An 18,902-nucleotide genomic window follows, 5' to 3' on the forward strand; every position below is an offset into this window, starting at 1 on the left:
CCCTGGTGCGGGCGCCGCACAGCCCGTCCGGCGGCGTGCGCCCAAGGCCGCGCCGGGGGATCAGGACGCCAGCGGCAATTCCAGCGCGAAACTGAACCGGCTGCCGCGGCTCGGCACGGTTTCCACATCGATCATGCCGCCCATCAGCTTCACCAACTGCTGGCTGATGGCCAGGCCCAGGCCGGTGCCGCCGGCCCGCCGGTTCTGGTCCGCCACCTGCTCGAAGGGCTGGAACAACCGGCGCATCTGCTGCGGCTCCATGCCGATGCCGGTGTCGGTGACGGTGAAACGCAGCACGATGCTGCTGGGGCCGCGCGCCACCAGGTCCACCGTCAGGCCCACACGGCCGTTGTCGGTGAACTTCACCGCATTGGAGAGCAGGTTGAGCAGCACCTGACGCAGCCGCTGGCCATCGGCCCGCACCCGGGCAGGCAGCTCGGGGTCCAGCTCGACATCAAACGCCAGGCCCTTCTCCGCCGCGCGCGGACGCATCGATTCACTGCACATCTCCAGCAGTGCCCGCAGGTCCAGCGGGTTGAGCTGCAGGGTCAGCTTGCCGGCCTCGATGCTGGCCACATCCAGCAGGTCGGTGATGAGCACCAGCAGGTGTTCGCCCGATTCGCGCATCAGCCGGATCTTGGACTGCTGGCTGTTGGTGAGCGATTTGTCCATCTGCAGCAGCTGCGCAAAACCAAGGATGGCATTGAGCGGTGTGCGGAACTCGTGGCTCATGGTGGCCAGGAAGCGGCTCTTGGCCTGATTGGCGGTTTCCGCCCGCTGCTTGGCCTGGGAGAGTTCCACCGTGCGGTCGGTCACCAGTTCTTCCAGGTGATCCCGGTGCTGAGTCAGTTCCTGCTCCGCCAGGCGGCGCTGGGTGATGTCGCTCACCAGGCCTTCCACCCGAGGGGCGCCGCCGTCCTGCACCAGATGCAGGCTGAGTTCCATCCAGAGGTCCCGGCCGTCCCGCGTGGTGACCAGCAGCGGCACCTGCTGCAGCAGCCGGTGGCGCTCCAGGGCCCGCGCCAGACGGCGGTATTCCTCCGGTTCGATGCGGACCACGCGGCGCAGGGTCAGGCCCTGGGCCTGCTCCGGATGGGCCAGCCCCAGCATATGGGCCAGCGCCTTGTTGATGCGCAGCAGCCGACCATGGCCGTCCGCCTGAAAGATGCCTTCGGCGGCATTCTCGAACAGGCTGCGGTAGCGTTGCTCGCTGTTGCGCACGCCTTCGGCAAAGTCCTGCAGCTTGGTGCTCATGGCATTGAGCTGCTCGGTCAGGTCGCCAATTTCGTCGGCATGTTCGGGGGTGATCTGCGCGCCCAACTCACCACTCGCCACCCGCTGGGCCAGGCCCCGCAGGCGGGACACCGGCCGCTCCACCAGCCGACGCACCAGCACATAGCTGGTCAGGCCAATGGCCAACAGCACCGTGGCCAGCAGGCTGGCTACCAGCCGGCGCGTCTCCCCCACACGCTGGTCGATGTAGGCGCGGGTGTAGACGATGCTGGCGCGGCCCAGGGCCCCGGCGGCGCCGTTGTCGGCACCGGAGCGATGGCTCAGTTCAAATTCGATGGTTTGAGGGCGCACGGCCGTGTCGGGCCGTTCCCGGCGCAGGGGCTCCAGACCTGGGGCGGTCAGCGTGATGGCATGCACCTCGGGGTCGGCCATGACGGCATCGAGCAGTTCCGACAGTGCCGCACTGTCCAGGTTCCAGACGGGCTCCGCAAAACCGCGCGCCACCAGTTGGGCCATGCGGCGCTGGCGTTCCAGCAGCTCGGCATCCAGCTCGCGCTCATGGCGATTGACCCAGTACAGGCCGATCAGGCCCACCAGGATGGTCGCGCTCAGGCTCAGCGCAGCCACCAGCCGCGTCTGGATGCTCAGCGTCGATCGACCCATGCACTCTCCCTATGCCTGGGGGCGAGTGTCGCAAAAAATGCGGGGGTTCCGCAGATGCCGAAACCCTCAGGAGTGAGGACGTCTGATGGCACTCAGCGCGGCCGCGGTGGCGACACCAGAAGCGGGGGCCGGTGAACCCGGGGATTCGGAGGTCGGGCTCCGGGACGGCCACGCCCCGGACGCCGCCAGAAGGCCCAGGATGCGATTCAGAAAGCCACTCCAACTCTGCAGCCGCTGATCGAGCACCGCCAGCGAACGAGCCTCATAGGCCGATGAACACAGCTCGGGGAGGTGGCGGATGGCGTCCATGGGGGGCGGGTCGGACAGCTGCTCCAAAAACAGTTGCGTGGTGGCCAGCCGCTCGGAACGGTGCAGCAGCGTGGCCAGTTCGGGCGACCATCCATTGGACAGCAACGCGTCCAACGATCCGACCTGATGCGACTGCTCCATCAACGAAATGCCGAGGCGCCGGATATCGTCTGCGCTGCGCGGTCGGGTGTTGATGAGCGCGTCGATCTCGCTTTGGCGCTCATTCAGCGTCCTGAGACGCAGCGACACCAGCAAACGCTTGTCAGCCGGAAGCGCTTCTACGGTCTGACGCAGGTGGGAGAAAGCTTGCAGGGTCTGGGCGTAGTGTTCGGCCCATTCCGCATCGCTGACCCTCAGCAGATTGGCGACGGGTTGCACGGGTGCAGCCGGCGCCGGGGCCCCAGGTGTGGGCCGTGCAGGCCGGGGCGGTTCGGTGTCGTGCGGCGGGATGCCGGAGGTCACGTAGAACGTTGGGGCACCAGGGCCGTAGGCAAGGTTCATGTTGAAGGGTCGACTGTGAGGGGGAAGCCCTTAGTTGGGCCGCTGCCCAATCGGATTCCGCCCCTCGGCTTCTCCCCTTGGATTTGGCCCCAGTAGTTCCCGGTCCTTCGGGTGAATGGCTGCGCAGTTGCTGGGCAACGTTGGAATTCAGCCGTCGGACCTACAGTGGCCTCGGCACCGGATCAGGCGACCGCGCGAGGGGCTGGGTGGGCGTTGACTGCAGGGCGGCAAGGGGCGCTGTTGTTTTTGGCGCCGACGTGGAGGCCAACGGTGCGGTGGCGCCCATCGCCTGGGACTTGGGCTGTGATGGCCCAGCGGGAGGCTCGACGTGAACCCTTTTCCTTGCGGCCAGGTGCGGCTGCTGGACCGCAGGCCTGTCACTGCTGGCACCGGGTTTTGACGACAACAGGGCCGATGGCGTGGAAGGCGAGTTGTCTTGCTTCAGCGCCTTGGCGGCTCCGGCCACACATCCATAGAGCTCAGTCAACTCGGTGTGGCAGTCCTCCACAGTGTCTGCCTGATCAAACTGGCACAGCAGATCATTGAACTGTTCGTTATACCGCTGCGCGGTTTCGGACCGGTTGCTGCTGAACAGCTGATTGCCCTGCTGCAGAATTGTCAGCCATCGGTTCAAGACGTGACCAAGCGCCTTGGGATTGGACTCCCCGACCAAGCGATGCAGCGCCGTCGTGGCCAGGAGGTGCATCTCAAGCGATTGCCGCGCCGTTTCCCGGGATGTTGCATCGAACACCGGTTGTTCCAGCAGGCTTTCTATGGCGGCCTTCAGGCAATCGTTGCGTTCCAGTCGCTTGTTAAGCGGAAGCCCGAGGCTGGGCTGAAGACTGGCTGCTTCCGCGCCCACCTGCAGGTGGGCATCGTTGGCAAGTGTGAGCAGTTCCCGGCACCGTTGCAGGTTGGGCGCAGCTTTCAGTGGGGAGAGGGAAAAGAGGGCTTCGATGAGCTGATGCGTGCAAACTTTGCGAGAAGGCGTCGATGGGGGGTGCGCTTGCGAAGCGGCGGAGGACTGGAGCGGGTCCAGATCCGGCATGCGGACGGAAGCGGTGAGTTGGTAAAAGCTCATGGGACGATGTGACGATGACAACGCCCGTGAGTCCGCTCCGGACCCGGATTGGATCGCCCAGGACATGCGGGCCTGCTGACGATGACCTGTCAAGGCCACCCACACGTCCTGTGGAAGATCCCCGGCCGCCCCGAAAAGTCCGTCAGGACTTGGCGGCGGCCTTCTTGGCTGCGACCTTGCGGACGACGGTCTTCTTGGCCGGTGCCTTGACCGCTGCTTCGGGCGCCTCGTCCGCCCCCTTCGCGGGCTTCTCCGCCGCCGAGGCCTTGACCGCCGACGCGGTCTTCCTGGCTGGTGCCCCCTTGGCGGGCCGCGGCTCGAATTCAAAGACCACCTTGCCTTCCTTGCGGTCGTAGGTCAGGAAGGCCTTGAATTTGCGGCGCGTCTTGTTGGAGACGAAGTTCTCCAGCAGGTCGGTCTTGCCGTTCTCCAGCAGCTTGCTCATCTGGTTCGGTTCGATCGGCTGTTGCAGGATGATCTTGCCGCTCTTGAAGTCGCAGGTGATGGGGGTGCCGACGGCGTGCTCGCACACATAGTTGGAGCCGTGGTCGAACACGCGGCCATTGCACTTGGGGCAATGGCCCAGGGCGGTGTGGCCGCTGAAATCCACCGGCTCGCCGGATTCCTCCGCCTTGCGGGCGTCCTCACCGAAGTCGAATTCCAGCTTCCAGTTGTTGATTTCGTCGTCGTACACCAGTGCCAGTTCGGCGGTGAATGGCCAACCGGCCTTGGAGCGGAATCCCTCCAGCGGGCCCACCTTCTTGTCGCGCAGGAAGGCCTCGACTTCCGGCAGCTCAAAGCTGCGGCCGCCTGGGATCTTGGGCATGGAGAAGCCACATTCGTCGCCCTGGCCGGTCTTGCCGACGCAGGTGAAGCGGCGATAGTTCTCCTTCACCACGCCGCCGCATTTGGGGCAGGGTGTCTTGAGGGTGGCGTAATCGCCGGGGATGGTGTCGCGGTCGTATTCCTTGGCCTTTTGCACCACCCGCTGGGTCATGGCGGCAATCTCGGCCATGAAGGCTTCGCGCTTGAGGCGACCCTTCTCCATTTCCGAGAGCTGGAATTCCCAGTTGCCGGTGAGTTCGGGTTTGGTCAGTTCCTCCACGCCCAGGCCACGCAGCAGCGTCATCAGCTGGAAGGCCTTGGCGGTGGGAATCAGCTCGCGACCTTCGCGCAGCATGTACTTTTCCGCCAGCAGGCCTTCGATGATGGCCGCCCGCGTGGCGGGAGTGCCCAGGCCCTTTTCAGCCATGGCTTCGCGCAGTTCATCGTCGTCCACCAGCTTGCCGGCGCCTTCCATGGCGGACAGCAGCGTGGCTTCGGTATAGCGGGCCGGTGGCTTGGTCTGCAGCGCCTTCACGTCGGCGCTTTCGGTGCGCACTTGCTCGCCAGGCGCCACAGGCACCAGCATCGCGCCGCTGGTCCCGGGTTCGGCGTTTTCGTCGGTGGCTTCCTTCCCATACACGGCCTGCCAACCCGGCTTGACCAGCACCTTGCCGTTGGTCTGGAAATTGAACGACTTGCCGGCCGCCTTCACCGTGGAGATACGGGTCGTGACCTGGAATTCCGCTGGCGGGAAGAACACCGCCAGGAAGCGCTTGACCACCATGTCATAAAGCTTGGCTTCGGCTTCGGTGAGGCTGGATGGCGCCTGCAGCGTGGGGATGATGGCAAAGTGGTCCGACACCTTGCTGTTGTCAAAGACCTTCTTGGTGGGCTTGATGTAGCCGTTGGCCAGGGCTGTCTGCGCATGCGGCGCCAGCGCGCGCAGCGGGCCGGGCATGTCGGACGTGGCAATCATCTGGGCGGTCTGGCGGGCGACGTTGAGATAGTCCTCCGGCAGATAACGCGAGTCGGTCCGGGGATAGGTCAGGACCTTGTGCTTTTCATACAGCGCCTGGGCCAGCGACAGCGTGGTCTTGGCGGAGAAGCCGAAGCGCGAGTTGGCCTCCCGCTGCAGCGTGGTCAGGTCATACAGGCCGGGGCTGGCCTGGGTGCTGGGCTTGGACTCTTCCGTCACCGTCGCGGGCTGACCGCGCACGGCGGCGGCAATCGCATCGGCCTCGGCCTGGGTCCAGACGCGGTCGGCCCGCTGTTCAGGGTCCTGCTCGTTCTTTTTCCAGGCCGGGTCGAACCACTTGCCTTCGTACTGTCCAGCCACGGCATCGAAGGTGCCGCGGATTTCCCAATAGTCGCGATAGACGTGCTTGCGGATCTTTTCCTCGCGCTCCACCACGATGGACAGGGTCGGCGTCTGCACCCGGCCCACGGTGGTGAGAAAGAAGCCGCCGTCGCGTGAATTGAAGGCGGTCATGGCGCGGGTGCCATTGATGCCCACCAGCCAGTCGGCTTCGGACCGACAGCGGGCGGCGTCGGCCAGGGGCAGCATCTGCTGGTCCGAGCGCAGCGCGTCGAAGCCATCGCGGATGGCCTGGGGCGTCATCGACTGCAGCCACAGCCGCGACACCGGCTTCTGGATCGGCGTCTTGGCCGAGCCGGCATATTGCAGGATGAGGCGGAAGATCAGCTCCCCTTCACGGCCCGCGTCACAGGCATTGATCAGCGAAGTCACATCCTTGCGCTTGATCAACTTCACCAGCGCATTCAGCCGGCCCTTGCTCTTGTCGATCGGGTTGAGATCGAAGTGGGGCGGGATGACCGGCAGATGGGCAAAGCTCCACTTGCCGCGCTTGACGTCAAATTCCTCCGGTGCCTTGATCTCCACCAGATGGCCCACGGCCGAGCTGACGATGTACTGATCGTTCTCAAAGTACTCGTCATGTTTCTCGAACTTGCCCGATTGCGGGGTCAGGGCACGGACGATGTCCTGCGCCACCGAGGGCTTCTCCGCGATCACCAATGCCTTGCTCATTTGCTTTTGCTTCTTTCCTGTCGAAGGCTGCGTCCGAAGGGTCGAAACGCCTGCCTACAATCCGGCCTCGCGCGTACACGCGCGCGCACCCATGATTTCAATGTAACGGACTCGCTCCATGCCGCAACAAAGCCCCGATTCGCGTCCCCCTACCCCGAAGGCGGGCGAGATCTCCCGGAAGGGTAACCGGGCTTCGACCGCGCCGGCCCGCCAGGCCCGCATCCAGGTCCGCGCCTCGGGCGTGCATGGCCGAGGGGTGTATGCCGTGGCGGACATCAAGGCCGGGGCGCGCATCATCGAATACAAGGGCGAGCGGATCGACTGGGACGAAGCCTTGCGCCGCCATCCGCACGACCCCAGCCAGCCCGACCACACCTTCTATTTCCATCTCGACGCGGGCGGTGTGATTGATGCAGCGGTGGATGGCAACAGTGCCCGCTGGATCAATCATGCCTGCGCCCCCAATTGCGAGGCCCGGGAAGTCGAGGGGCGGGTTTTCATCCATGCCCTGACGGATATTTCACCGGGCGAAGAACTCTTTTACGACTATGGTCTGATCATTGACGAACGCTACACGGCCAAAGTGAAAAAGCGGTTCGAGTGCCGTTGCGGCAGCCCGAGCTGTCGTGGCACGATGCTGTCGCCCAAGCGTTGAGGGGCGGACACCCGCCCTGCGATCTTCCCTTTCAATTCCCCTTCAAGCACCGGTGTTTCGTTCAGCGTTTTGTTCAACCACGCGGACCTGAATTCAGGCGCTGTACCGCAACACCGGGACGACCAAGATTCTTTCTCGAGGCGATGCAAGAACATCAACAGTGGGGCGTTGAAGCCCTGTGGCAAGACCTGGAGCCGCTGCTGCCCGGCCTGAGCATTGAGGTGCTGGCCCGGGTGGAGTCGACCAATGCCATCCTGGTGGACCGCGTCCGTCGGGAGAATGCAGCGCCGACGCTTCAGCAGGGCGATGCTCGCACAGTCGAGGGGCGCGGGGAAGGCCGCTGGGAGGGGCGCGAAGGTCGAGGCGAGGGGCGCCCGGACAGCCGTGCGGGCGACCCCCGTCCCTATGGACGTCGCCAGCATGACCTGCACCCCTGCCTGCTGGTGGCTGAACACCAGACACACGGCCGAGGCCGTCAGGGCCGCAGCTGGCACAGCACGGCCGGCGCTTCGCTGACCTTCTCCATTTCGCTGCCGCTGGACGTGTCCGATTGGTCGGGTCTGTCACTGGTGGTGGGGACGGCCATTGCGGAAGCCCTGGACCCGCAAGGCCAGCGGCTCAAGCTGAAATGGCCCAACGACCTTTGGCTGGACCAGCGCAAGCTGGGCGGCATTCTGATCGAGACCGTGCCGGCGGGCAGTTCCCGCATGGCGGTGATCGGCGTGGGGCTGAACATCTCGGACCGCGCACGTGTGGCCGATTCCCAGCTGAGCACCGGTTTTGCCGCGCTGCAGGAGCTGCATGCGGACATCACGCCGCCCAAGGCCCTGGCGCTGCTGGCGCCCACCTTGCTGCGCGCACTGTCCGGTTTCCCCAGCCATGGCTTTGGCGCCTGGCGTGAACGCTTTGTGAGGCGCGACCTGCTGCTGGGTCAGCCGGTGACGGCGGGTCTGCTGGAAGGCACCGCCATGGGCGTGAGCGAGCGCGGGGAACTGCTGGTGCAGACCCCGCAGGGCACGCAGTCGGTCACGGGCGGCGAGGTCAGCGTGCGGCTGGGCGGCGTCTCCACATCGGGCGGCCCAGCGGCCCCCCAGGGATGAGGTGCTGATGCTGCGCGCCCTGGTTGTTGTCCTTCTTCTCGCCAATCTGCTGATCCTGGCCTGGCGCCAGGGCTGGATCAATACCGGCAACCCAGCGCCGTCGCGGCTGGAGCAGCAGGTCCGCCCGGAGCAGCTCAAGCTGCTGGGCCAGCAGGCCGCCAGCCAACTGAACCAGCTGGCCTGCGTGGAGCTGGGTCCGCTGGAAGGCGATGAGGCGTTGCGCCAGACCACCGCCGTGCTCAACCGCGTCGGGCTGACGGCAGGCTCCTGGCAGGCCCAATCCAGCGCGTCCGGCGGCCTCTGGGCGTTGGCCACCATCAAGATGCCCAACAAGGAGTTCCAGGCCCGCAAGGAAGACACCTATCGCAGCGCCCGGATTCCGTTCGAGCCGCTGCAGGGCTTCCCGGAAGAACAGCCGACGCTGGTCCTGAGCCGCCATGACAGCGAAGCCGCCGCCCAGGCCGCGCTGGAGGCCATGAGCAAGCGCAACTACAAGGGGATCCGTGTGCTGCGTCTGCAGGCTCCCAGCCAGCAGACGGTGGTGCGGGTGCCTCGCCTCGATGGCTTGCAGCTGTCCCGTCTGGACGCTGTGGCGAATCCGCCCTGGGGGGAGCACCGCAAGACCTGTGAGGTGACGGCGGCGGCCGTGGCCGCGCCGGCCTCGGCGGCGTCCGCTGCGGTCAGCGGCGCGGCTTCCGGCGCGGTAGGCCGGCCCGCCACCCCTGAAGACGGCTCCGCGCGCCAGCGCGTCGCGCAGCGGCCTCTCCCGCACGGCCAGCAGGGCTGCCGCCAGCCCCAGGGCCAGCAGCCATCCAGCGCTCATGGCTCCACCGCCACCATCGCCCCCCCCGGAATCGGTCGCGGGTGGCGTGGGGGGCGGTGTGCCGCTTGTCTTGGACGCCAACACGGCCCGTACCGCGCTGTTGGCGTCCAGCATGCCGGCACCGCAGGTGCTGATGGTGCAGTAGCACTCCAGTTGGGCGGTGGTGCCCAGGCTGGCCGGGTCCCGGCATTGCAGGGCGCCGACCGTCCGTGCACCCGTGGTGGGGAAGGGCCGGGCGGTGCTCATCAGCAGGCTCTTGACCTGGGCCGGCGTGAGGCTGCTGTCGGTCGCCAGCATCAGGGCTGCGGTCGCACTCACCAGCGGAGTGGAGAAGCTGGTGCCGGTGCCGGTGTAGTTGTAGGCGTTGTCCGCAGCCACCGGCGTGGTGGTGCCGCTGTTGGAGGTGGACAGGATCGGATAGAGGCAGCCCACCTCGTTGACGCAGTTGCCGCCGGGGGCGCTGAGGGTCACTTCGGGCCCGAGATTGGAGAAGCCCACCTTGGTGCCGGAATGCCGCACCGCGCTCACGGCGACCACATTGCGGCAGTTGGCGGGTGCGCCGACGGCGATGCCGCCGCTGTCGTTGCCATTGCCGGCGGCAGCCACCACCACGGCCCCCTGGGCCACCACCGCGTTGACGGCGGATTGGTAGCTGGCGGAGCAGTTGCCATCACTGCCCAGGCTGAGGTTGATCACCCGGGCCGGATTCGAATTGGTGGGCAGCCCCGGCACCAGAAGGCCAGCCGCCCAGCGCATGCCGGCTTCGATGTCCGATTGCCAGCCGCCGCATTTGCCCAGGGCACGGACGGGCAGCACCTTGGCGCCATAGGCCAGGCCGGCCATGCCCAGACCGTTGTGGGTGCTGGCCGCCACCAGGCCGCTGACCCGTGTGCCATGCCAGGAGCTGGCACCAATGTCGTCGCTGGTGCAGGAACTGCCCAATCGGCCGCTGGTGATGTCGGACTGATCCACCCAGTCACCGGGATCACTGGCGTCACTGTCAGCGCCGTCGCCGTCATTGGCGGTCGCGGTGGCCGTGGCGCCAGCGCTGGCGAAGCCAATCAGGTCGTAGCCAGGGAGGATCTGGCCGCTGAGGTCCGGATGGTCAAAACGAACGCCGGTGTCGATCACTGCCACCACCACGCCGGAGCCGGTGCTCACGTCCCAGGCTGCAGGTGCATGGACGGGGGAGATCAGGGTGCTGTCCGGGGCCTTGAGGTACCACTGCCCGGCGTCCACCCCGGCTGCGGCGGCGGAGGCATAGAGCGGGTCGTTGGGAACGGCATAAGGACGCCACCAGCGGTCCACTTCCACGGATTCCACTTCGCTGTCGCCGGCCAACTGGCGGGCCAGGGCGGCGGAACTGAGTCCGGAGGCGGTGAGCACATGGGTGTGGCGGTCCAGACTGCGCCGGGCGGTCAGGCGCTGGCCCAGGCGCAGGCCGAGGGCCGTGGCGCGTTCCTGGCTCACGTCCTGCGCTTCCAGGGCGGAGGAGCGGGCGGCCAGAGGCCGGGCACGGACGGAGCTTGCCTCCGATCGAAAGCGGACGATGACGCGGGCATAGTCGCTGCGCTGGTCCGGAGCCGCCTGGGCGCGGGCCGCCGTGTTGACGCCCATCGGGCGCGCCTGGGGCCCGCTGCCGATGGAAGAGTCGGAGGCGGGCGCGGAGACCACCACGGTGGTGGCGCAGAGCGCTGCGCCCGCCAGCATCATGGTCAACGCAGCGGAGCGGGCCCTTGGCGCGGGTGCGTCGGTCCGGTGAGATCTCCTGAGGGACATGTCGGCTCCATGGGAGGAAGGGGCTGAGCGCCACGACGTCCGCGACCCACCGATGGTTGGCCGCGCCGCGTGGAACTCACTCCGAACGCTTCTGGATTAAACCGCTGTAGTGGGGAAATTGGGAAGCGGGCCACACTTGCCAGAGGCGTTGGCGCAAAAAAAGAAAAACCCCGCACAAGGCGGGGTTCAGACTGAACAAGGCCAGGCAAGGCCTGGCACAGGTCTTTTTGGGTGGCGCTGATTGGGCAGCGCTTATTTGGCAGCAATGACGCGCACCATCTCCAGCACCTTGTTGCTGTAGCCCCATTCGTTGTCATACCAGGAGATCAGCTTGACGAAGGTGCCATCCAGCGCAATGCCGGCATCGGCGTCGAAGATCGAGGTGCGAGCGTCACCGCGGAAGTCGGTCGCCACCACCTTGTCTTCGGTGTAGCCCAGCACGCCCTTCAGCGCACCTTCGCTCTGGGCCTTCATTTCGGCGCAGATCTCAGCGTAGGTGGCGTTGTTGTTCAGCTCCACCGTCAGGTCCACCACCGAGACGTCGGAGGTGGGCACGCGGAACGACATGCCGGTCAGCTTCTTGTTCAACTCGGGAATCACCACGCCCACGGCCTTGGCTGCGCCCGTGCTGCTGGGGATGATGTTTTCCAGGATGCCACGGCCACCGCGCCAGTCCTTGTTGGACGGGCCGTCCACCGTCTTCTGGGTGGCGGTGGTGGCGTGCACCGTGGTCATGAGGCCGCGCTTGATGCCCCACTTGTCGTTCAGCACCTTGGCCAGCGGGGCCAGGCAGTTGGTGGTGCAGCTGGCGTTGGAGATGATGGCCTGGCCGTTGTAGGTCTTGTCGTTCACGCCGAACACGAACATGGGCGTGTCGTCCTTCGACGGGGCCGACAGGATCACCTTCTTGGCGCCAGCCGCCAGATGCTTCTCGGCGGTGTCCTTGGTCAGGAACAGGCCAGTCGATTCCACGACGATGTCTGCACCCACCTCACCCCACTTCAGCTCCGACGGGTCCTTCACGGCCGTCAGGCGGATGCGCTTGCCATTGACGATCAGTGTGTTGCCGTCGACGGAGATGTCGCCGTCGAACTTGCCATGCACGCTGTCGTACTTGAGCATGTAGGCGAGGTAGTCAGGCTCCAGCAGATCGTTGATGCCCACGATCTCGACGTCCTTGAAGTTCGCCACGGCGGCGCGGAACACCATGCGGCCGATGCGGCCAAAGCCGTTGATACCGATCTTGATCGTCATGAAAAGTCTCCGTGATGAAGTGAAAAATGCAGATGCCTGGCAGCGAGCCGGCCTGATGCCGATTTGAACAGATCAGCAGCACCCGCCATGCAGAAGGGGTGCCTGCGCACCCCTTCGTTGGACCTTACTTCAGACGCGCTTCGCCAATGGCCACCTTGACGGTGTCGGCGACGTTCTCGGCCGTGAAGCCGAAGTACTTGAACAGCACGTTGGCCGGGGCCGACTCGCCGTAGGTGTCCAGGCCCACCACCGCCGAGACGCCGTACTTCCACCAGAAGTCGGTGACACCGGCTTCCACCGCCACGCGGGGCAGGCCGTCCGGCAGCACGGACTTCTTGTACTTGACGTCCTGGCGGTCAAACACGTTGGTGCTGGGCATGGACACCACACGCACCGCAATGCCGGCCACCGCCAGTTGCTGCTGGGCCTGCAGGGCCAGCTGCACTTCAGAGCCGGTGGCGATGATGACGGCCTGCGCCTTCTTCTTCAGGCCGACGGCGGACGGCTCGGACAGCACATAACCGCCCTTGGTGATGTCGTCCACTGCCTGGCCGGTCTTGGCGGCGTACGGCAGGTTCTGGCGGCTCAGGGCCAGCACGCTGGGGCGGTTGTGGTGGGCAATGGCCATGGTCCAGGCCACGGCGGTTTCGGCCGTGTCGGCCGGACGCCAGACATCCAGGCCAGGGATCAGACGAAGGCTGGAGACATGCTCGACCGACTGGTGGGTCGGGCCGTCTTCACCCAGGCCGATGGAGTCGTGGGTGAACACGTGGATGACCCGTTGCTTCATCAGCGCGGCCATGCGGATGGCGTTGCGGCTGTAGTCGCTGAAGGTGAGGAAGGTGCCGCCGTAGGGGATGAAACCGCCGTGCAGCGCCAGGCCATTCATGATGGCTGCCATGCCGAACTCACGCACACCATAGTTGATGTGGCGGCCACCATTGCTGCTGCCGTCTTCTTCCAGGCGGAAGGCGGGCGTGCTCTTGGTGTTGGTGAGGTTGGAACCGGTCAGGTCGGCCGAGCCGCCGATCAGTTCAGGCAGCGCCGCAGTGAAGGCTTCCAGAGCGATCTGGCTGGCCTTGCGGGTGGCGACGGTTTCCGCCTTGTCGTGCGCACTGATGGCGGCCTGGGCCGCCACATCGGCGAAGTTGGCCGGCAGTACGCCCGCGATGCGGCGGGAGAACTCGGCGGCCAGTTCGGGGAAGGCGGTGGCGTAGGCGTCGAAGCGCTCGTCCCAGGCTTTTTCGGCGGCCTCGCCGGCAGCCTTGGCGTCCCAGGCTGCATAGACTTCGGCCGGCAGGACGAAGGGTTCGTGGGTCCAGCCCAGCGCTTCACGTGTCAGCTTGATTTCTTCGGCCCCGAGCGGCTCGCCGTGGGCCTTGGCGGTGTTGGCGCGGTTGGGGCTGCCCTTGCCGATGTGGGTCTTGGTGATGATCAGGGTGGGCTTGTCGGTGCTGGTCTTGGCCAGGCCGATGGCGGCGTCCACGGCCTCCACGTCATGGCCGTCCACCGGGCCCACCACGCGCCAGCCATAGGCTTCGAAGCGGCGGGCGGTGTCGTCAGCAAACCAGGGCGCGACCTGGCCGTCGATCGAGATGCCGTTGTCGTCGTAGAGGGCCACGAGCTTGTTGAGCTTCCAGGCGCCGGCCAGGGAGCAGGCTTCGTGGCTGATGCCTTCCATCAGGCAGCCATCGCCCAGGAACACATAGGTGTGATGGTCGACGATGCTGTGGCCGTCGCGGTTGAATTCCTTGGCCAGCAGCTTTTCAGCCAGGGCCAGGCCCACGGCATTGGTGATGCCCTGGCCGAGCGGGCCGGTGGTGGTTTCCACGCCCGGGGTGATGCCCACTTCCGGGTGGCCTGGCGTCTTGCTGTGCAGTTGGCGGAAGGCCTTGAGCTGCTCGATCGGCAGGTCGTAGCCGGTCAGGTGCAGCAGGGCATAGATCAGCATCGAGCCATGGCCGTTGGACAGCACGAAGCGGTCGCGGTCCGCCCACAGGGGGTTGGCCGGGTTGTGGCGCAGGTGGCGGTTCCACAGTGCCACGGCAATGTCCGCCATGCCCATGGGCGCGCCGGGGTGGCCGGAATTGGCCTGCTGGACAGCATCCATGGCCAGGGCGCGGATGGCATTGGCCATCAGGGTGGAGGTGGGGGTGACGGCGACAGCGCTGGAGGACTCAGCCATGGCAGGAAGGGGGGCAGTTGGCGAAAACCCCGAATTCTAAAGCCGGGTTGTCAATCGCGGTTTTGGGGAGCTTGGGGTGGGGTTCGCTGCCGGCTCAGGGCTGGTTGTTCAATGCGGCGATCTGCGCAGGCGTGCCGACATTCGCCCACGGCCCGGTATAGAGCTCGGCTGTCACCGCATGTGCCTGGATGGCGCGGTCCAGGCTGAAACGGATGCGCTGGTGCTGGCCAGGCGAGACGCCGTCAAAAAAGGCGCGGCGGTACAGGCCAATGTTGCTGTACACCTGCAGGTCGCCGTCCAGCGTGGCGTAACCGTCGCGGGCGATGCCGAAATCCCCGGTGGGATGGAGCGGCTGCTTCGGCACGAACCAGAGGTGGGCCAGCAACGGGCTGGCGGCAAAGGCAGCGGCGCGGGCGGCGTCGAAACGGAAATCGGGAATGAAGATGTCGGCGGACACGGCCCAGAAGGCCTCGTCGCCGTCGGCGCACAAGAGGTCCAGGGCCGTGGCAATGCCGCCGCCCGTCTCCAGCGCTCCACCAAACCGCTGCCCCTCATGGCTGTAGTGCAGATGGATGCCCCAACGGCTGCCATCACCCAGCACCGCTTCGAACTGCTCGTCCAGCCAGGCGGTGTTGATGACGATGTCCCGGATGCCCGCCGCCACAAACGCCGCAATGTGCCACTCAATCAGCGGCTTGCCACGCACCATCAACAGCGGCTTGGGCGTGTGGTCAGTCAACGGCCGCATGCGCTCGCCGCGCCCGGCCGCGAGAATCATGGCTCGCATCAGGTGAATCCAGGGTCAAAAATGAACTGCGACGGAGTGTAGAGGGCGGGCGCTTCGCCCGCTCAATCAATGCCCCGACTCAATGCCCCGACGCCCGCCCCGCCCAGCGCTCACACTGCTGCCTCACCAACTCATTGAGCAATTGCTCGCGCTCCACCACGCCCCGGGCCCAGGTGGCATCGTTGCCCTGCCAGCGCATTTCCTCGCGGATGAAGCGCAGCGCCGGCTCCGCGCGCAGGGCGGCGGCATGTGGCTCCAGCGCATGCAGCGTGACGTTGAGATCTTCCCGCAGGCTGCGGTGCTCACCCGTCTTGGGATCAACAAACGTGCCGTCCAGACCAAAACGACAGGCCTGGAAGCGGTTGAAGGTGTAGGGCAGATAGTCGTCTTCGGCCAGCGCAAAAGGCTGGTCGTGGCTGATCCAGCGTGCCAGGCATTGAATGAGCGCGGCCAGCGCCGATGCCTTTTCAATCGTCAGCGGGGTGTCCAACACCCGGACTTCAATCGTCCCATACTCCGGCTTGGGGCGAATGTCCCAATAAAAGTCCTTCATGCTCTTGACCACGCCGGTGCGGGTCATCTTTTCGAAGAACACCAGGAAGTCGTCCCAGGTGAGCACAAAGGGCGCACGACCGGACAGCGGAAACGCAAACACCGAATTCAGCCGCGCCGAATGGAAGCCGGTGTCATTGCCCTGCACATAAGGGGAAGACGCCGACAGCGCAATCAGATGCGGAATGAACCGCGAGAGCCCATGCAGCAGCCGCAGGGCCTGGTCCGGCCCTTCGCAGCCGATGTGCACATGCTGGCCAAACACGGTGAACTGCTTGCTCAGATAACCATACAGGCCGGAGATCTCCTGGAAGCGCGGCTTGTCGAAGATGCGCTGCTTGCTCCAGTGCTGATAGGGGTGGGTGCCCCCGCCCGAGAGGCCCAGGTTGAGCTTGTCGGCGGCGCGCACCAGTGCATCACGGGTGATGGTGAGCTGTTGCAGCACCTGCTCATAGCTGTCACACACGCCGGTGCACAGCTCGATCATGCTGTCGGTGATTTCCGGCGTCACATCTCCCGGGAGCGCCACGCCCTTCATCACCCGCAACAAGTCCTTGGACCCGGGCATCAGGTCGTAATCGTGACGATTGACGATCTGCAGTTCCAGCTCCACGCCCATCGTCAGCGGGCGCGAGGTGGCAAAGGCTTCCAGACTCATCGCTTGGGCTCCGAATGCGGGGTGTGCGGCTGATGTTCACCGGCCAGCCGCAGGGCCCATTGCACCGCGATGGGCCCCACCAGCTCCATCATCGCAATGGCGGAAAGAATGACTGGCGCCAGCACCGCAGCAATGTCTGGATGTCGGGCCTGGACCTCGCTGTAAAGCACCAGCGTGGTTCCAGAAAGCGGGCTCAAACACACCGCCAGCGCAATGCCCTGCCGCGCATCAATGCCGCTCAGCCGGGCCAGGCCCACCAGCGCCACCGCCTTGCCCAACAGGCGCAGCAGCAGCAAGGCCAGTGCCAGCACCGCCCCGGTGGCCAGCGCCTGCAGGTTCCAGGCCGATCCCACCACCACAAACAGCAGCAGCACCAGCACCCCACCGGCGGTGCCGAAGTGGCGCGGCCATACCCAGGGCCGCTCGGTGGTGTTGCGCAGCACCATGCCGGCGAGCAGCGGCACCAGCAGGGTGGAAAGGTTGAAGACGCGCGCCACGCTCAGCGCCACCAGCACCAGGCCCAGCAGCATCAGCACCGAGTTCTCATTGCGTAGATCCAGCCGCCGCATCAGCCAGGCCGTCAGCCGCGCCAGCACGATGGCCACAATGATGGAGCCGACAAAGGCATACAGCGGTTGCGCGATCGCCTCCAGCCAGTCGCCGCGTTGGTCCAGTTGCATCCAGCCCATCATCAGCTTGTGCGCAAGCACCGCATAGATGGTGTTGAGCGCGGCCAGGGCCACCATGCGTTCGCTGACCTGGCCGGCCGCCTGCAGTTCCGAGCCGACACGGCCAATCACGGCAGCGGAGGACGCCACCGTGAGCACCGCACAGCTCAGCGCCATCAGCGGCGCCACGCCCAGCAGGGTCAGCCCATAACCCACCACGATCAGTGTGGCGGCGGCTTCCGCCGCACTGGACCACAGCAGCGCCTTGTTGTTGCGCAGCCAGCGCAGATGGACGCGCGAGCCCATCTCGAACAGCAGCAGTGCCAGCGCCAGATCAACGACCAGCCGCAAGCGCGCCGACAGCTCGGGATTGGAGAAGAAGCCATGCCCCAGCGCGGCCAGCAACATGCCAACCACGCTGTAGCCCAGCACACGGGGCAGCCCCAGACGGCGGTTGACGAATTCGCCAAGCAGCCCGGCGGCCACCATGATCAGCGAGGCCCAGAACAGCCAGTCCAGGCGCGGAGGCCAGGTGCTGAACTGAAGAAAGTTCGCGAGGTCGTTCATCAAAACGGAGGTACTCCTCGGTTGGTGAGCGGCCGGCCATTCTAGGCTGCGATCCGCGCTGATTCCCCGTCAGGATTCAGCGGCGAAAGTGCGGTGGCGCACGTTGACCATGCTCACGCCGCCAGAGGCCGGGTGATGTCGTCGATGCGTTGGATCAGTTCGGTTGTGAGCTTCGGTGTGACGGTCAAGGCGCCGAGGTTGTCCTGCAATTGGGACAGCCGGCTGGCCCCAAGGATGACGGTCGATACCCGTGGGTTGCGGTTGATCCAGGCGATGGCCAGTTGCGCCAGCGTGCAACCCAGCGCCTTCGCAATGACTTCCAACTGGGTCACTGCTTCATTCTTGGCCTTGTCCTGCAACTGCTCGCGCATCCAGCTCATGTTGTCCAGCGACGCCCGGCTGCCGTCCGGAATACCGCTGCGATATTTGCCGGTGAGCAGACCCGACGCCAACGGGCTCCAGGTGGTCAGGCCCAGGCCGATGTCTTCATACAGGCGGGCATATTCCTGCTCCACCCGCTGGCGGTGGAAAAGGTTGTATTGAGGTTGCTCCATCACCGGCTTGTGCAGGTGATGGCGCTCCGCAATTTCATAGGCCGCGCGGATGTCCGCAGCGCTCCATTCGCTGGTTCCCCAATACAAGGCCTTGCCCTGCGTGATCATGTCACTCATGGCCCGCACCGTTTCTTCGATGGGCGTGTTCGGGTCCGGGCGGTGGCAATACACGAGGTCGATGAAATCCAGCTGCATCCGCTTGAGCGAGCCATCAATGGCCTGCATCAGGTATTTGCGGTTGAGTGTGTTCTGGAAGTTGACGGTGACGCCTTCGCGCTCCAGGCCCCAGTAGAACTTGGTGGACACCACATAGGTGTGGCGAGCCCAGCCCAACTGGCGGAACACCTGGCCCATGATTTCTTCGCTCTTGCCCAGGGCATAGACCTCGGCGTTGTCGAAGAAGTTCACCCCGGCGTCGCGGGCAGCGGCCATCATTTCCACGGCGGCGCTGATGTCCACCTGGTTGTGATACGTCACCCATGACCCCAACGACAACTCGGAAACTTGCAGGCCACTGCGGCCCAAACGGCGGTATTGCATGGTGGTGTCCTCTCTCGTGAAGAATCGCTGCGGCTCCTCCGCCCAGGTGGGACGGTGGCCGCAGACAGCGAGCAAGCGTAGCGGACTTGCATCAACCTTGCGCCAACGCAGCATCGGTGTT

At 65.6% G+C, this 18,902-nt stretch carries 13 protein-coding genes; 2 read left to right on the forward strand and 11 right to left on the reverse strand.

Annotated elements, in window-relative coordinates:
• Positions 1-60 precede the first annotated feature (60 nt).
• From OU995_RS06965 to OU995_RS06980, 4 genes are all read right to left on the reverse strand, one after another.
• Positions 61-1,896 carry an ATP-binding protein gene (locus OU995_RS06965; protein ID WP_267834813.1) on the reverse strand — a complete coding sequence of 612 codons (1,836 nt, stop codon included), beginning with the start codon at positions 1,894-1,896 and terminating at the stop codon, positions 61-63.
• 66 nt (positions 1,897-1,962) lie between these two features.
• Positions 1,963-2,706, reverse strand: coding sequence for a hypothetical protein (locus OU995_RS06970; protein WP_267834814.1), 744 nt, complete (start codon positions 2,704-2,706; stop codon positions 1,963-1,965).
• A gap of 160 nt (positions 2,707-2,866) precedes the next feature.
• The gene (locus tag OU995_RS06975; RefSeq protein WP_267834815.1) at positions 2,867-3,853 is read right to left on the reverse strand and encodes a hypothetical protein; all 987 of its coding nucleotides are present in this window, start codon (positions 3,851-3,853) and stop codon (positions 2,867-2,869) included.
• A 76-nt stretch (positions 3,854-3,929) separates the two neighbouring features.
• Entirely contained in the window at positions 3,930-6,659 is a 2,730-nt protein-coding gene (locus tag OU995_RS06980) for a DNA topoisomerase III (protein ID WP_267834816.1), read from the reverse strand.
• A 118-nt stretch (positions 6,660-6,777) separates the two neighbouring features.
• Between OU995_RS06980 and OU995_RS06985 the strand changes: the two genes are divergently transcribed.
• Both OU995_RS06985 and OU995_RS06990 read left to right on the forward strand, forming a co-directional pair.
• Positions 6,778-7,314, forward strand: a complete 537-nt coding sequence (locus tag OU995_RS06985; RefSeq protein WP_267834817.1) for an SET domain-containing protein — start codon at positions 6,778-6,780, stop codon at positions 7,312-7,314.
• A 143-nt stretch (positions 7,315-7,457) separates the two neighbouring features.
• Positions 7,458-8,414 carry a biotin--[acetyl-CoA-carboxylase] ligase gene (locus tag OU995_RS06990; protein ID WP_267834818.1) on the forward strand — a complete coding sequence of 319 codons (957 nt, stop codon included), beginning with the start codon at positions 7,458-7,460 and terminating at the stop codon, positions 8,412-8,414.
• On the opposite strand, the gene OU995_RS06995 is transcribed toward OU995_RS06990, so the two are convergent.
• From OU995_RS06995 to OU995_RS07025, 7 genes are all read right to left on the reverse strand, one after another.
• Positions 8,356-11,016, reverse strand: coding sequence for a S8 family peptidase (locus tag OU995_RS06995; protein ID WP_267834819.1), 2,661 nt, complete (start codon positions 11,014-11,016; stop codon positions 8,356-8,358). The genes OU995_RS06990 and OU995_RS06995 overlap by 59 nt on opposite strands.
• Before the next feature lie 252 nt (positions 11,017-11,268).
• Positions 11,269-12,270: a type I glyceraldehyde-3-phosphate dehydrogenase gene (gene gap / locus OU995_RS07000; RefSeq protein ID WP_267834820.1), complete on the reverse strand. Its 1,002-nt coding sequence runs from the start codon at positions 12,268-12,270 to the stop codon at positions 11,269-11,271.
• 124 nt (positions 12,271-12,394) lie between these two features.
• Positions 12,395-14,455, reverse strand: a complete 2,061-nt coding sequence (gene tkt / locus OU995_RS07005; RefSeq protein ID WP_267834821.1) for a transketolase — start codon at positions 14,453-14,455, stop codon at positions 12,395-12,397.
• Between the two features lie 94 nt (positions 14,456-14,549).
• Positions 14,550-15,242 carry a nucleotidyltransferase family protein gene (locus OU995_RS07010; RefSeq protein ID WP_267834822.1) on the reverse strand — a complete coding sequence of 231 codons (693 nt, stop codon included), beginning with the start codon at positions 15,240-15,242 and terminating at the stop codon, positions 14,550-14,552.
• A 79-nt stretch (positions 15,243-15,321) separates the two neighbouring features.
• Positions 15,322-16,452: a YbdK family carboxylate-amine ligase gene (locus OU995_RS07015; protein ID WP_267834823.1), complete on the reverse strand. Its 1,131-nt coding sequence runs from the start codon at positions 16,450-16,452 to the stop codon at positions 15,322-15,324.
• Complete coding sequence (locus OU995_RS07020) at positions 16,449-17,687, reverse strand: cation:proton antiporter (protein ID WP_267834824.1); 1,239 nt, start codon at positions 17,685-17,687, stop codon at positions 16,449-16,451. Before OU995_RS07020 ends, OU995_RS07015 begins: the two co-directional genes overlap by 4 nt.
• A gap of 113 nt (positions 17,688-17,800) precedes the next feature.
• On the reverse strand, positions 17,801-18,781 hold the full coding sequence (locus OU995_RS07025; RefSeq protein ID WP_267834825.1) for a potassium channel beta subunit family protein: 981 nt from the start codon (positions 18,779-18,781) through the stop codon (positions 17,801-17,803).
• Positions 18,782-18,902: the final 121 nt, after the last annotated feature.

The organism is Roseateles sp. SL47, assembly GCF_026625885.1.
Classification (GTDB): domain Bacteria; phylum Pseudomonadota; class Gammaproteobacteria; order Burkholderiales; family Burkholderiaceae_C; genus Roseateles.

What these genes read in the sequence shown, in the direction of transcription:
- OU995_RS06970 (WP_267834814.1), bottom strand. Translation starts at nt 2,706, where the DNA reads ATGAACCTTGCCTACGGCCCTGGTGCCCCAACGTTCTACGTGACCTCC.
- OU995_RS07020 (WP_267834824.1), bottom strand. Translation starts at nt 17,687, where the DNA reads ATGAACGACCTCGCGAACTTTCTTCAGTTCAGCACCTGGCCTCCGCGC.
- OU995_RS07025 (WP_267834825.1), bottom strand. Translation starts at nt 18,781, where the DNA reads ATGCAATACCGCCGTTTGGGCCGCAGTGGCCTGCAAGTTTCCGAGTTG.
- OU995_RS06985 (WP_267834817.1), top strand. Translation starts at nt 6,778, where the DNA reads ATGCCGCAACAAAGCCCCGATTCGCGTCCCCCTACCCCGAAGGCGGGC.
- tkt (WP_267834821.1), bottom strand. Translation starts at nt 14,455, where the DNA reads ATGGCTGAGTCCTCCAGCGCTGTCGCCGTCACCCCCACCTCCACCCTG.
- OU995_RS06990 (WP_267834818.1), top strand. Translation starts at nt 7,458, where the DNA reads ATGCAAGAACATCAACAGTGGGGCGTTGAAGCCCTGTGGCAAGACCTG.
- OU995_RS06975 (WP_267834815.1), bottom strand. Translation starts at nt 3,853, where the DNA reads ATGTCCTGGGCGATCCAATCCGGGTCCGGAGCGGACTCACGGGCGTTG.
- OU995_RS06965 (WP_267834813.1), bottom strand. Translation starts at nt 1,896, where the DNA reads ATGGGTCGATCGACGCTGAGCATCCAGACGCGGCTGGTGGCTGCGCTG.
- gap (WP_267834820.1), bottom strand. Translation starts at nt 12,270, where the DNA reads ATGACGATCAAGATCGGTATCAACGGCTTTGGCCGCATCGGCCGCATG.
- OU995_RS07010 (WP_267834822.1), bottom strand. Translation starts at nt 15,242, where the DNA reads ATGCGAGCCATGATTCTCGCGGCCGGGCGCGGCGAGCGCATGCGGCCG.
- OU995_RS07015 (WP_267834823.1), bottom strand. Translation starts at nt 16,452, where the DNA reads ATGAGTCTGGAAGCCTTTGCCACCTCGCGCCCGCTGACGATGGGCGTG.
- OU995_RS06995 (WP_267834819.1), bottom strand. Translation starts at nt 11,016, where the DNA reads ATGTCCCTCAGGAGATCTCACCGGACCGACGCACCCGCGCCAAGGGCC.
- OU995_RS06980 (WP_267834816.1), bottom strand. Translation starts at nt 6,659, where the DNA reads ATGAGCAAGGCATTGGTGATCGCGGAGAAGCCCTCGGTGGCGCAGGAC.